Here is a 12,980-nt window from a genome sequence, read left to right as displayed (position 1 = left end):
CCATCATCCGCCCAGGTCGGCGCGAGCCGCGCCCTGCTGGGCGCGAACCCCGGGTAGATCGGCCCGCACCACCGGCCGGTCGGCCGGCTGCACGGGCAGGTCAGCCAGTATCGCGGGCAGGTCGGCCAGCGCCACTGGAAGATCGGCCATGGTGGACACCTCGGCGTCGGGCGCACCCCCGACCGGGCGGGGCAGGCCGTGCCGGTTCAACCACACCGATCGCAGGCCGGCCCGCTGCGGTGCCACAACGTCGTGCTCCCACGAGTCACCGACGTAGACGATCTGCCCGGCAGGCACCCCGGCTGCCTCGACCACCGCCGCGTAGAACTCCGGGGCTGGCTTCTTTGGCAGGCCGTTCTCGTGCGCGTACACCTCGAAGGCGAACTCGCCGGCGAGCCCGCAGCGTTCGGCACGGCTGTTGCCGTTGGTGGCGAAGCCCAGCGTGTACCGGTCGCGCAGCCTGGCCAGCGCCGGCGGCACGTCCGGGAACGGTCGGGTGAGGGCGAATCGGCGGGCGAAGAAGAGGGCGGCGACCTCGTCCAGGTGCGCGTCCAGTCCGGCGCGGGCCAGCGACCGGGCCAGCGCGGCGCGCCGGATCTCCGCCACCGGAGCGGCGCTCAGCTCCCCGAAGACCGCGCCCCAGTCCGACTCCAGCTCGGCGAGCGACACCTCGGCCGCCGCCGGGCTGCGCCGCCGCATCTCGTCGAGGACGGCCAGCAGCCCGCCGGTCACCGCCGGGCGCAGATCCAGCAGGGTCTCGTCGGCGTCGAACACCACGGTGGTCAGCACGGGGACCACTGTCTCATCGGCCGTCGAGGGCCAGCGCGGGCTCGGGCGAGGCGGGCGCGGGCGCTGGCTCTGGTGCTGACGACCCGCGCAGCTCGTCGAGGCGCACGAGTGCGACCCCTGCGACGATCATCGCGCCGCCGAACAACTGCCAGGCGGTGGGCAGCTCGTCCAGGAGCAGCCAGGCGATCAGCACCGCGAAGAGCACCTCGGTCAGCCCGACGAACGACGAGAGCCGGGGGCCGAGGATCCGCGTGCCGGCGATGCCGGCCAGGTACGCGATCACGGCAGCCACCAGGGAGAGCCCGACGATTGGCAGCAGCCAGCTGGTGCGCTGCCCGGCGAAGGTGACCTCACCGAAGGTGGCCCGCAGCGGCAGCAGACCGGTCAGCCCGATGATGAGCAGCGTGGCGGCGCCGACAGCCATCCCGCCGCTGGCCATGGCGACCGAGGGTAGGCGGGGATCGACCCGGCCGGCGAGCACGAAGTAGCCTGCCAGGCCGAATGCGGCGCCCAGCCCCCAGAGCACGCCCACCGGGTGGAAGCCGGCGGTGCCGGTGACGTCCAGCACGAACGCCAGCCCAGCCAGGGCGGCCACGGATCCGGCCACGGTGAGCCGGCGGGGGCGCTGCCCGTGCCGCAGCCACATCCAGCCCACGACGAGGATGATGCCCAGGTACTCCAGCAGCAGCGCGATGCCGACCGGCAGGTAGCGCACGGCGTTGAAGAAGCAGACCTGGGCCAGCGCCACGCCGAGCAGGCCGAACATCCCGATCGCCGTGGCGTTCTGCCGCAGCACGTGCCACCTGCCGCGTAGCGACAGCAGGGCGGGGATCGCCAGCACCAGGGCAGCGATGCCGACCCGGGCGATCACCGCGGCCTCGGCCGACCAGCCGGCCTCGATGAGTGACCGGGCGAAGGTGCCCGAGGTGGCGAAGGTGACCGCGGAGAGCAGCGCCAGCGCGGCGCCTGCGGCGGGTCGTGACTGCATCTCGCGCTCCTCGGGACGACACGGTGTCATGAGCAAACTATCCTTGTACCCATGACGCTAGGCGGCCCCTGTGACAGGAGTCAAGTTGCTGTTCGCTCATGACACCGAGTGTTCGCTGATCGCCGCCGCCGCGCTGGTCAACACCGCGGGCCGGGACGGCGAACTGCTGCCCGACATCGCCGCGCTGGACACGTTCTTCGTCCGGCACACCTACAGCGGGCGGCACGAGCACACCGACGCCGAGTTACGCGCCGTCCGGGAGCTGCGACCCCGGCTCCGCCGCATCTGGTACGGCGAGCCCGCCGAGGTCGTCGCCGTGGTCAACAGCCTGCTGCTCGAGCATCGGGCGCTGCCGCAGCTCATCGAGCACGACGACGAGCCGTACCACCTGCACGCTGTGCCCCGCGACGCGCCGCTGGCCACCCGGATCGCGGTGGAGGCGGCGATGGCGATGGCCGACCTGGTCCGAGCCGGGGAGCTGAGCCGGCTGCGGATCTGCGAGTACCCGGACTGCGACAACGTGCTCGTTGACCTGTCCCGCAACCGGTCGCGGCGGTTCTGCGAGGCTGGCTGCGGCAACCGCGCCGCGGTGACCGCCTACCGCGCCCGCCGGGCCGCCGGCCACTCCTGAGCGGTGGCCGCCCACTCCTCGGCCCGCAGCTCGTACTCCACCTCGCCGTGCTCGGTGCCCGGGATCGGGTCGTCCCACTGCAGGTGGAAGGTACGCAGGTAACGCAGGCCGGCCTTGGCCATCACCCGTCGGGAGCGGTCGTTGACGGTCATCGTCTCGGCCCAGACCCGGCGCACGCCGACAGTGCCGAAGGCGTACCGGACCAACGCCCGGGAACCCTCGGTGGCCAGTCCGCGCCCCCACGTCGAGCGGCGCAGCCGGTAGCCCAACTCGGCCTCGGTGCCGTCGGCCGACGGGTCGAGCGCGAACCAACCCAGGAACCCGCCGGTCTCAGGGTCGAGCGCCGCCCAGCGGCCCAGACCCGGATGCCGGTCGTACTGGGCCAGCAGCTTCGGCAACTGCTCGTCCCGGACCGTGGCCATCGGGGTGGCGACGCCACCGGTGAGGAACCGCATCACCTCGGGATCGCTGTCCAGCTCGACCAGCGCGTCCACGTCGGCCATGGTGAGCCGCCGCAACCGCAGCCGCTCGGTCACCGGCGGCAGGCCGGCCGCACCCTGAAGGTCACCATTCGACACCGCAGGATCATCCCGCCCACTCGGCGCCCCGGTCGACCGACTTACTCCCCGCCGCCCTGGGGGCGTCAGGGGTGGGTCATCCGGAGCAGGTCGAGCGCCTCGTCGAGTTGGGTCTCGCTGAGCTTGCCCGAGTCGATGTGACCCCGGGAGATCACCACCTCGCGGATGGAGGTCTGCTTGGCCAGCGCTTCCTTGGCGATCGAGGCGGCCTCGTCGTACCCGAGGTGGCGGTTGAGCGGCGTGACGATCGACGGCGAGCCCTCGGCGTACGCCAGGCAGACCTCGGCGTCCGCGACCAGGTCGACCACCAGGCGGTCGGCGAACAGCCGACTTGTCGCCGCCAGCAGCCGGATCGACTCCAGCAGGTTGCGGCCCATCACCGGGAGCATCACGTTGAGCTCGAAGTCGCCCTGCGAACCAGCGAAGCCCACCGTCGCGTCATTGCCGATGACCTGGGCGCAGACCTGCCGCATCGCCTCGGCGACCACCGGGTTGACCTTCCCCGGCATGATCGACGAGCCGGGCTGGAGGTCGGGGATGCGCAGCTCGCCCAGGCCGGCCCGGGGGCCGGAGCCCATCCAGCGGATGTCGTTGGCGATCTTGTAGAGCCCGACCGCCACGGTCCGCAGCTGCCCCGAGGTCTCCACCAGCGCATCCCGGGCGCCCTGCGCCTCGAAGTGGTTGCGCGCCTCGGTCAGCGGCAACCCGGTCGACTCGCGCAGCTTGCCGATCACGGCGGCGGCGAAGCCGAGCGGGGTGTTGATCCCGGTGCCCACGGCGGTGCCGCCCAACGGCAGCTCTGCCAGCCGGGGCAGCGCCGACTCCAGCCGCTCGACGCCGTACCGGACCTGGGCGGCGTACCCGCCGAACTCCTGGCCCAGGGTGACCGGCGTGGCGTCCATCAGGTGGGTACGTCCCGCCTTGACCACGGTCTCGAACTCCGCCGCCTTGGCCTCCAACGCCGTGGCGAGGTGGATCAGTGACGGCAGCAGGTCCTCCACGATGAACTGGGTGGCGGCCAGGTGGATCGAGGACGGAAAGACGTCGTTGCTGGACTGCGAGGCGTTGACGTGGTCGTTCGGGTGCACGTCCCGGCCCAGCTCCCGGGTGGCCAGGGTGGCGATCACCTCGTTGGCGTTCATGTTGGACGACGTTCCGGAGCCGGTCTGGAACACGTCGATCGGGAACTGGTCGTCGTAGCCGCCGTCAGCCACGTGCGCGGCGGCGGCGGTGATCGCCGCGGCCACGTTCGGGTCGATCACGCCCAGCTCCCCGTTGACCTCGGCCGCTGCGCCCTTGATCTGGGCGAGCGCCTTGATCTGGGCCGGCTCGATGCCCCGGCCGGAGATCGGGAAGTTCTGCACCGCACGCTGGGTCTGCGCCCGCCACAGCGCCTCGGCGGGCACCTCCACCTCACCCATCGAGTCGCGTTCGATCCGGTAACCGGTCGCTTCTGGAGTCGTCACGCGTACCATCCTGCCGCGCTCGTCGCCGACGTGCAGATGATCCGTCAGTCCAACTCGGCCAGCAGTCGCTCCACCTCGTGCTGGTCCGGCGACTCGATCTGCCGGAACAGCGCGAGCGCCCGGACCCAGTGCGATCGAGCCGCCGCCGGATCAGTCGGGCGCAGGCAGCGGGCGATGCCGTCCAACGCCCGGGCCTGCTCGTAGCGCGCGTTGATCCGCGTGGCGTCCCCCAACACCCTGCGGTGCAGGTCCAGCGCGCTGGCCACGTCCCCCTGATCGAGGATCGCCTGGGCCAACAGATTCCGCGAGGCGCACTGGCCGATCCGGTCGCCCACCCCGGTCATCTCGACGAGCGCCGCCCGGTACAGGTCGGCGGCCCGTTGCGGGCGGCCCGCTTCCCACTCCATCATCCCGATCTCGGTGAGCACCTCGCCCTCGCCGAACCGGTTCCCGGCCTCGCGCTTGAGGCGCAGCGCCACCCGCAGCAGCCGGCGGGCCGGCTCCCCGTGGCCCATCCGGTGCCGGATCATGCCCAGGTGCCCGATGGCATTGCCGACCTGCCGGAGGTCGCCGATCTCCCGGCCCAGCGACAGGTGCCGTCGGGCTGTACGCAGGGCCTCCTCGTGCCGGCCCCACAGCAGCAACGCGATCGACAGATTGTTGAGCGCGTTCGCCAGCGGGACCTGCTCCTGCATCCGCCGCGCCAGCGCGGCGGATGCGTGGTAGCACTCCCGGCCCAGGCGGTAGTTGCCATTGGCGACGTGCGCGGTGCCCAGGTTGCCCAGGGTGTTGCGGACATCGCGACGCGACCCGAGCCGGCGGTAGAGGTCGACCGCCCTCTCCATCAGCCGGATCGACTCGGAGAACCCGCCCAGCCGGTAGTGGGCCGAGGCGAGGTAGTTCAGCGTCATCGCCACCGCCGCGTCGTCACCCAACTCCTCGGCGGCGCGAAGGCCAACTGCGTGCGTTTCGATCAGCTCGTCGAGGCGACCGCCCTCGAACTGGGCGTACCAGCAGGCCCGCGCCAACTGCCAGCAGAGACGCGGAAATCCCTCGGTCTCGGCCAGCCGGACCAGGGCGCCCAACGCGGGCATGTTCTCGTCGAACCAGACCCGACCCTGGGCCGCGATGGGCGCGACCAGGTCGGGGCAGGCCGGCTCAGGCAGCAGGATGAGCGAGTCGCCGGCGGAGAGCTCCGTCCTCCGGGCGATCGCCGCGGCGACGTGCAGGTGGTGGCCGAGCAGGCGCTCGATAGCGTCGCGCCGCTCGGCTGCCCGCTCCGGCGCGGCGACCAGCGTCCGCGCGTACTCCCGGACCAGGTCGTGCAACCGGTAGCGGTCCGACTCCGCCTCTTCCACCAGATGCGCGTCGACCAACTCGTCGATCAGGTCCTGTGCCTCGGGTAGGGGAAGCTGCGTGAGGACGGCGACGATCGGGTTGTCGAACCGTACCCCCGGGTGCAGGCCCAGCAGCCGGAACGCTCGTTGCGCCGCAGGTGACACCTGGCCGTACGACAGGGCGAAGGCGCGGCCGACGGACCGCTCACCCGCCTCGAACTCGGCCAGCGGATCCCGCCGGGAGGTCAGCCGCTCGGCCAGGTCGGCGATCCGCAGGCGGGGCCGGTGCGCCAGTCGAGAACCGGCCAGCCGGATGGCGAGGGGCAGGTGTCCACAGCGGCGGACCACCTCGGCGGCTGCTTCCGGCTCCGCCGCCACCCGGTCCGCACCGGCCACCCGCCCGAGCAACTCGACCGCCTCGTCGGCGTCGAGCACGGGCAGCGACGACGGTCGTCCCTCGTCCACCCCGACCAGCCGGCGGCGACTGGTGATCAGGACAAGGCAGTGCGGGCCGTTGGGCAGCAGCGGATTCACCTGGTCGGCGCTGGCCGCGTTGTCCAGCACCACCACTGCGCGCCGACCGGCCAGCTCGGTCCGCCAGAGCGCCAGCTGGTCGTCCAGGTTCACCGGCACCCGCTCCGCCGGCACGCCCAGCTGACGCAGCAGGGTGGCCACGGCCGCGCCGGGCGTCAACGGGCTGCGCTCGCTGTGCCCATGCAGGTCGATGAAGAGCTGGGCGTCCGGGTAGCGGTCGGCGAGAGCCGTGGCGACGTGCACGGCGACGGTTGTCTTGCCGCTGCCGGCCATCCCGTCGATCAGTTGGATCTGGGCGACGTTCTCCTCCACCTGCTTGACCAGGCGGCCAACCGTGTCCTGCCGGCCGGTGAAGTCACCGATCGCGCGGGGCAACGAGCGGACCGGGGCGATCGACCGGGTCTGCCGGCCCGACAGGGCCAGGTCGCCGGCGAGCACCCTTTGGTGCAGCTCCTGCAACTCGGCGCCCGGCTCGATGCCCAACTCGTCGGCGTAGAACCGCCGGCCCTCGCGGTAGACCATCAGCGCATCGGCCTGCCGGCCGACCGAGGCGAGGGCGAGCATCAGTTGGGCACGCAGCCGCTCCCGCAGCGGGTGCCGGTCGACACTCTCGGTCAGCTCCTCGATCAGCTCGTCGGCCTGCCCGAGGCGCAGCTCGACGTCGACGCACACCTCCAGTGCGGTGAGGCACTGCTCGTCGAGCGCCTGCGCGCGACGGCGGACGCTGCGGCTGGGGATACCGGCCAGCGCCGGCCCCCGCCAGAGCGACAGCGCGGCGCGGAATTGCTCCCGCGCGTCGGTCAACCGGCCTGCCGCCACGGCGGCCCGGGCCGCCTCCACTCCGCGGGTGAAGACCTCGGCATCCAGGTCCGCTGGCGCGGTACGGATGCCGTACCCCGCTGGGTCGGTGACGATGGTCTCCGGTGCCAGCCCGAGCTCGGCGAGCCGGCGCCGCAACCGCGACACGCAGGTCTGCAACTGTGCCCGGGCGGTGGCCGGCGGGCGATCCTCCCAGACCGCGTCGACCAGCTCCTCGACCGGCACCAGCCGGCCGGCACGGAGCAGCAGCATGGCGAGCACGATCCGGTCGCGACCGGCGGTGACCGTGGACTCGCCACCGCCGATCCGCAGAGGCCCCAGGATCCCGAACCGCATCTGCTCCCCCGCATCGACAGTGCAACTTCCAGCAGAGTAGCCCGACGATCACGGATCGCCCCGATCCGCCGAGAGTGATCTGAGAGTGGATCGACAGCGGCGCACCGAAGACTCACTCCGGGTTGTCGGTGACGACATCCGACGGGGGCGGTGCGCCCGTTCCACCTCAGCGGGCGGGCGCACCGATGTCGGTGGAGCGCGGACGGCGACAGGGGGCACCAGGCGGAGACGCCCGGTGCCCCCTTCGCTGTCGGGTCAGCGACGGCCGACGGTGAGTACCGGCTTGGTGACCTCGGCGAAGAAGTCGTTGCCCTTGTCGTCGACCACGATGAAGGCGGGGAAGTCCTCCACCTCGATCTTCCAGACCGCCTCCATGCCCAGCTCCGGGTACTCCAGGACCTCGACGTGCTTGATGCAGTCCTGGGCGAGGCGGGCCGCAGGGCCGCCGATCGAGCCGAGGTAGAAGCCGCCGTGCTGCTGGCAGGAGCGGGTCACCTGGCCCGACCGGTTGCCCTTGGCCAGCATCACCTGCGAGCCACCGGCGGCCTGGAACTTCTCCACGTACGCGTCCATCCGGCCGGCGGTGGTCGGGCCGAACGAGCCGGAGGCGTAACCCTCGGGGGTCTTCGCCGGGCCGGCGTAGTAGACCGCGTGGTCGCGCAGGTACTGCGGCATCGGCTCGCCGGCGTCCAGCCGCTCGGCGATCTTGGCGTGCGCGATGTCCCGGGCCACCACCAGCGGGCCGGACAACGACAGCCGGGTCTTCACCGGGTACTTGGACAGCTCGGCGCGGATCTCGTCCATCGGCCGGTTCAGGTCGACCCGGACGACCACCTCGGCGTCGAGCGAGTCGTCGGTGACGTCGGGCAGGAAGCGTGCCGGATCGGTCTCCAGTCGCTCCAGCCACACGCCCGACGGGGTGATCTTGGCGACGGCCTGCCGGTCCGCCGAGCAGGACACGGCGATCGCCACCGGGCAGGAGGCACCGTGCCGGGGCAGCCGGACCACCCGTACGTCGTGGCAGAAGTACCGGCCGCCGAACTGCGCGCCGATGCCGAAGTTGCGGGTCAGCTCCAGCACCTCCGCCTCCAGCTCCAGGTCGCGGAACCCGTGGGCGCTCAGCGAACCGGCTGTGGGCAGCGCGTCGAGGTACTTGGCGCTGGCGTACTTCGCGGTCTTCAACGCGTACTCGGCGGAGGTGCCGCCGATGACGATGGCCAGGTGATACGGCGGGCAGGCGGCGGTGCCGATCAGCCGCAGCTTCTCCTCCAGGAACTGCATCATCCGCGTCGGGTTGAGCAGCGCCTTGGTCTCCTGGTAGAGGTACGACTTGTTGGCCGACCCGCCGCCCTTGGCCATGAACAGGAACTTGTACGCGTCGGGGTGCCCGTCCGGGTCCTCGGCGTACAGCTCGACCTGGGCCGGCAGGTTGCTGCCGGTGTTCCGCTCGTCCCACATGGTCAGCGGGGCGAGCTGGGAGTAGCGCAGGTTCAGCTTGGTGTACGCCTGGTAGACGCCCCGGGAGATGGCCTCGGCGTCAGCGCCGTCGGTCAGCACGTGCCGGCCGCGCTTGCCCATCACGATCGCGGTGCCGGTGTCCTGGCACATCGGCAGCACTCCGCCGGCGGCGATGTTGGCGTTGCGCAGCAGGTCCAGCGCGACGAACCGGTCGTTCGGCGAGGCTGCCGGGTCGTCGATGATCGCCCGGAGCTGGGCCAGGTGCGCCGGGCGCAGGAAGTGCGCGATGTCGTGCATCGCTTCGGCGGTCAGCGCGGTGAGCGCGGCCGGTTCCACGGTGAGGAATCGGCGGCCTCCCGGGCCGTGTACGACGTCCACGCCCTCGTCGGTGACCAGGCGGTAGTCCGTCTGGTCGGGGCCGGTCGGCAGCAGGGGGGCGTACGAGAATGCGGCGGCACTGCTCATGAGCGGCAAGCCTAGGGCAGACCGGTCGATCATTCTCACCCGCCGGGCGGTCCTGGGACGCCGCTCTCACCCGCCGGGTCCGCCCGCGCTTCCGACTCGTCCCGGCCACCGCCGCTGATGGCTGGGCACGCCCTGCCGACCCGCCCGCTCAGCCGTCCTTGCCGCTGCCCGCGTCGGGGCATTGTTCCCGCTTGGGGCCGCAGGTGCCGTCGTCGCCGGGGTTGGGGCCGGTGCCGCCTGGGCCGGGGTTGCCGCCGTCGCCGGGGGTGCCGCCGTCGCCGGGCCGCGGGGCAGGGGTGCCGCCGGTGGCGCCGCCGCCGAAGCGGACGTACCCGATTTCCCGGCCCTCGCCGATGATCATGCCTTGCGGCCCGACCGCGAGGGCGTTCGAGGAGGTCCGCAGGGCGGCCAACTCCCGGCCGGTCCGCGGGTTCACGGCGACCAACCGGGTCGGCTTCTCGTCGGCGACCACGGCCGCGTACGGAGTGAGCGCGGCACCGGACTTGCCGCTGGCGGGCCGGGTCCACAGAACCCGGTCGGTGCCGAGCTCGCGGGCCACCACCGAGCGCTTGTCGGCCGCCCGGAACAGGGCGTAACGGTCGTCGACCGCGATCAGCCGGGTCCCTGGTTCGCCGACCCAGAGCAGCCGCCCGTCGTACCCGTCGATGACCGCCTCGCGGCCATCAGGGCCGACCCCGATCAGTACGTTCCGCGCGCCCTGCGGGTCCTCCCGCTGCACGCAGCCGGCACTGTCGGCGGTCCGCAGGTTGACCCCGGCGCGCTGCCAGGCCTCCTGACCGGTCGCCGGGTCACGTGCGGAGATGGCGAAGTAGCAGGTGCCGTCCTGGGAGCGGGCGGTGATCCGCAGCATCCGGCCACCCACCACCGAGAGCCGCTCGTCCTGGCCCGGCTCGACGTTCTGCAGTACCCGCCCGGTGGCGGTGTCGACCACGTGTACGCGGCCGTCGACCGGGAAGCCGAGCAGCGGTGGCACCGGTTCGGGCCCGGCCACCCCGTCGTCGATCCGGGTGGTGGTGGTGATCCGGCGGGTGCCGCGCAGCCCTGGGTTGTCGGCGAGCAGCCCGCTGTGCACCCCGGGCAGGAAGGCCGTCCACAGTGGTGCCGTGCCGCGGGGGTCCCAGGCGCTCAGCGTGCAGTCGGTGGCGTCCGTGCAGTGGGCGTCCAGCAGCAGGTTGCGGTACGTCCAGACGGCCACCGCGTCGTCGTCGCGCCGCCGGGTCACTCCGGTGGTCGGGTCGAGCAGCTCGTACCCCTTGACCAGCAGCTTGCCCACGGCGACGACCGGGTCCCGGTCACCGCCGGCGACCGCCGACCAGTCCGCCTTGCGCTCCCAGAGCTTGGCGCCGGTGGCCAGGCTGCGGGCTTCGACCCGGGTGCGTTGCTCGACCACCACTGCGTCGCCGGCGATGGTCACGCTGCGCGGGGTGCCGCCGACCCGCTGCTGCCAGACCACGTCCGGGTCGGAGATGGGTTGGCTGCGGTCCACCCAGTCCCACAGGCCCGGAAAAGGGTTCCACACGCCGGTGGCGGCGAGGGCGACGACCACGGCGAGGCCAAGCAGCAGCCCGCCGCGCACGCTCCCCTTCGCCACACCGCACACCGTAGCCACGATCACGGATCTTCCGTACGCCCGCGCCGCCGTGTCGCCGCGCTTTCTGGGCACGGAGGTGTTATCAGAGGACCGTTCCTCCGCCGGAGGCGCTGGTCCTTACTGGCGTACGGCGCTGCGGATCAGGGGGAGGGTGCGGTACGGGATCTGCTCGGCGAGCGCGATTATGGTGCTGGCACGGGTGATGCCCGCCGAGGAGACGATCTGGTCGATGACCCGTTGCAGGTCGGTGTTGGAGCGGGCCACGATCCGGCAGAGCAGGTCGCTGGAGCCGGTGATGGTGTGCGCCTCCAGCACCTCGGGGATGGCGGCCAGGTGGGCGGTGACCGGGTCGTGGCCGTGCCGCTGACTGATCTCCAGGGTGACGAAGCTGGTCACCGCGAACCCGATCGCGGTCGGTGAGATGTCCGGGCCGAAGCCGCCGATGACCCCCCGGTCGACCAGCTTGTCCAGCCGGGCCTGCACGGTACCCCGAGCCACCCCGAGCCGCCGGGAGCACTCCAGCACCCCGATCCGTGGCTCCTCGGCGAGCAGTTCGATCAAGCGCACGTCGAGCGCGTCGAGCTGTACAGCCTGCTCACCGTTCATGGGTTCAGACCATACCGAATGCGCAACCTGACCAGCGTTTACTCCGACAGTTGCCCACCCGGGGTCGGCGGCGCGATCCTCGCCACAGAAACCAACCACGGCGGCCCACGAGGCCGGCCGGTACGCGAGGGAGGCCACCATGACCCAGGCGATCGACCGACCCCAGTCGACCGAGGACGTCGATGTCGACGTCGACCGGCTCGTCGGCGCTGTCGACCACGACATCAGCCACGACCCGTTCCCGGTCAAGGGCCTCGACCACGTGCACTTCCTGGTCGGCAACGCCAAGCAGGCCGCGCACTACTACTCCACCGCGTTCGGCATGACCTGCGTGGCGTACCGCGGCCCGGAGCAGGGCTACCGGGACCACGCCCAGTACGTGCTGACCAGCGGCTCCGCCCGGTTCGTGCTGACCGGCGTGGTGCGCCCGGACGCCGACGGCGCCGAGCACGTGGCCCGGCACAGCGACGGGGTGAGCGACATCGCGCTGGAGGTGCCGGACGTCGACACCGCGTACGCGCACGCCATCGCGCAGGGCGCCACCAGCGTGGTCGAGCCGCACGAGGTGACCGACGAGCACGGCACGGTCCGGCTGGCCGCCATCGCCGCGTACGGCGACACCCGGCACACGCTGGTCGACCGGTCCCGCTACACCGGCCCGTTCCTGCCCGGTTTCGTGGCCCGCGGCCCGATCGTGGACCGGCAGCCGATGATCGACGCCGGCATCCAGCCGAAGCGCTTCTTCCAGGCCGTCGACCACGTGGTCGGCAACGTGGAGCTGGGCCGGATGGACGAGTGGGTCGAGTTCTACAAGCGGGTGATGGGCTTCTCCAACATGGCGGAGTTCATCGGCGACGACATCGCCACCGACTACTCGGCGCTGATGAGCAAGGTCGTGGCGAACGGCACCCGCAAGGTCAAGTTCCCGCTGAACGAGCCGGCGGTCGCCCGCAAGAAGTCGCAGATCGACGAGTACCTGGAGTTCTACCAGGGGCCGGGCGCCCAGCACATCGCGGTCGCCACCAACGACATCCTGGGCAGCGTCGACGCCATGCGGGCCGCCGGAGTGGAGTTCCTCGACACCCCGGACTCGTACTACGAGGACCCGGAACTGCGCGCCCGGATCGGCAACGTGCGGGTGCCGATCGAGGAGCTGAAGGCTCGCCGGATCCTGGTCGACCGGGACGAGGACGGCTACCTGCTCCAGATCTTCACCAAGCCGGTCCAGGACCGCCCGACCGTCTTCTTCGAGCTGATCGAGCGGCACGGCTCGCTCGGCTTCGGCAAGGGCAACTTCAAGGCGCTCTTCCAGGCGATCGAGCGAGAGCAGGAAGCCCGCGGCAACCTGTAACACTTGCAAG

General features: G+C 71.8%; 10 protein-coding genes. 2 read left to right on the top strand and 8 right to left on the bottom strand.

Translation table 11 applies throughout. The annotated features are described in order from the left end of the window. Positions 1–3: 3 nt before the first annotated feature. Both OG990_RS31700 and OG990_RS31695 read right to left on the bottom strand, forming a co-directional pair. Positions 4–789, bottom strand: coding sequence for an HAD family hydrolase (locus OG990_RS31700; RefSeq protein WP_406078090.1), 786 nt, complete (start codon positions 787–789; stop codon positions 4–6). A 13-nt stretch (positions 790–802) separates the two neighbouring features. Further along, positions 803–1,777 carry a DMT family transporter gene (locus tag OG990_RS31695; protein ID WP_386988333.1) on the bottom strand — a complete coding sequence of 325 codons (975 nt, stop codon included), beginning with the start codon at positions 1,775–1,777 and terminating at the stop codon, positions 803–805. Positions 1,778–1,862: 85 nt separating this feature from the next. Between OG990_RS31695 and OG990_RS31690 the strand changes: the two genes are divergently transcribed. Then, entirely contained in the window at positions 1,863–2,408 is a 546-nt protein-coding gene (locus tag OG990_RS31690; protein WP_328421113.1) for a CGNR zinc finger domain-containing protein, read from the top strand. Here OG990_RS31690 and OG990_RS31685 read toward each other — a convergent pair. From OG990_RS31685 to OG990_RS31660, 6 genes are all read right to left on the bottom strand, one after another. Further along, positions 2,375–2,986, bottom strand: coding sequence for a GNAT family N-acetyltransferase (locus OG990_RS31685; protein WP_386988337.1), 612 nt, complete (start codon positions 2,984–2,986; stop codon positions 2,375–2,377). The two genes, OG990_RS31690 and OG990_RS31685, sit on opposite strands and share 34 nt — an antisense overlap. Positions 2,987–3,051: 65 nt before the next feature. Further along, positions 3,052–4,461 (bottom strand): class II fumarate hydratase, encoded by a 1,410-nt coding sequence (locus tag OG990_RS31680; RefSeq protein WP_355601828.1) that lies wholly within the window; start codon positions 4,459–4,461, stop codon positions 3,052–3,054. Positions 4,462–4,496: 35 nt separating this feature from the next. Further along, the gene (locus OG990_RS31675) at positions 4,497–7,478 is read right to left on the bottom strand and encodes a BTAD domain-containing putative transcriptional regulator (RefSeq protein ID WP_406078089.1); all 2,982 of its coding nucleotides are present in this window, start codon (positions 7,476–7,478) and stop codon (positions 4,497–4,499) included. Positions 7,479–7,733: 255 nt separating this feature from the next. Beyond that, positions 7,734–9,401: a fumarate hydratase gene (locus OG990_RS31670; RefSeq protein ID WP_328421121.1), complete on the bottom strand. Its 1,668-nt coding sequence runs from the start codon at positions 9,399–9,401 to the stop codon at positions 7,734–7,736. 148 nt (positions 9,402–9,549) lie between these two features. Continuing rightward, positions 9,550–11,022, bottom strand: coding sequence for a PQQ-binding-like beta-propeller repeat protein (locus OG990_RS31665; RefSeq protein ID WP_406081957.1), 1,473 nt, complete (start codon positions 11,020–11,022; stop codon positions 9,550–9,552). 108 nt (positions 11,023–11,130) lie between these two features. Further along, positions 11,131–11,619 (bottom strand): Lrp/AsnC family transcriptional regulator, encoded by a 489-nt coding sequence (locus OG990_RS31660; RefSeq protein WP_406078088.1) that lies wholly within the window; start codon positions 11,617–11,619, stop codon positions 11,131–11,133. Between the two features lie 139 nt (positions 11,620–11,758). On the opposite strand from OG990_RS31660, the gene hppD reads away from it, so the two are divergent. Beyond that, positions 11,759–12,970, top strand: coding sequence for a 4-hydroxyphenylpyruvate dioxygenase (gene hppD, locus OG990_RS31655; protein WP_355601835.1), 1,212 nt, complete (start codon positions 11,759–11,761; stop codon positions 12,968–12,970). The last annotated feature ends 10 nt before the right edge of the window (positions 12,971–12,980 follow it).

Origin of the sequence: Micromonospora sp. NBC_00858, from assembly GCF_045207365.1 — a bacterium.
Classification (GTDB): Bacteria; Actinomycetota; Actinomycetes; order Mycobacteriales; family Micromonosporaceae; genus Micromonospora.
This window is presented reverse-complemented; position numbering and strand designations above follow the sequence as displayed.

What these genes read in the sequence shown, in the direction of transcription:
- OG990_RS31695 (WP_386988333.1), bottom strand. Translation starts at nt 1,777, where the DNA reads ATGCAGTCACGACCCGCCGCAGGCGCCGCGCTGGCGCTGCTCTCCGCG.
- OG990_RS31680 (WP_355601828.1), bottom strand. Translation starts at nt 4,461, where the DNA reads ATGGTACGCGTGACGACTCCAGAAGCGACCGGTTACCGGATCGAACGC.
- OG990_RS31675 (WP_406078089.1), bottom strand. Translation starts at nt 7,478, where the DNA reads ATGCGGTTCGGGATCCTGGGGCCTCTGCGGATCGGCGGTGGCGAGTCC.
- OG990_RS31670 (WP_328421121.1), bottom strand. Translation starts at nt 9,401, where the DNA reads ATGAGCAGTGCCGCCGCATTCTCGTACGCCCCCCTGCTGCCGACCGGC.
- OG990_RS31660 (WP_406078088.1), bottom strand. Translation starts at nt 11,619, where the DNA reads ATGAACGGTGAGCAGGCTGTACAGCTCGACGCGCTCGACGTGCGCTTG.
- hppD (WP_355601835.1), top strand. Translation starts at nt 11,759, where the DNA reads ATGACCCAGGCGATCGACCGACCCCAGTCGACCGAGGACGTCGATGTC.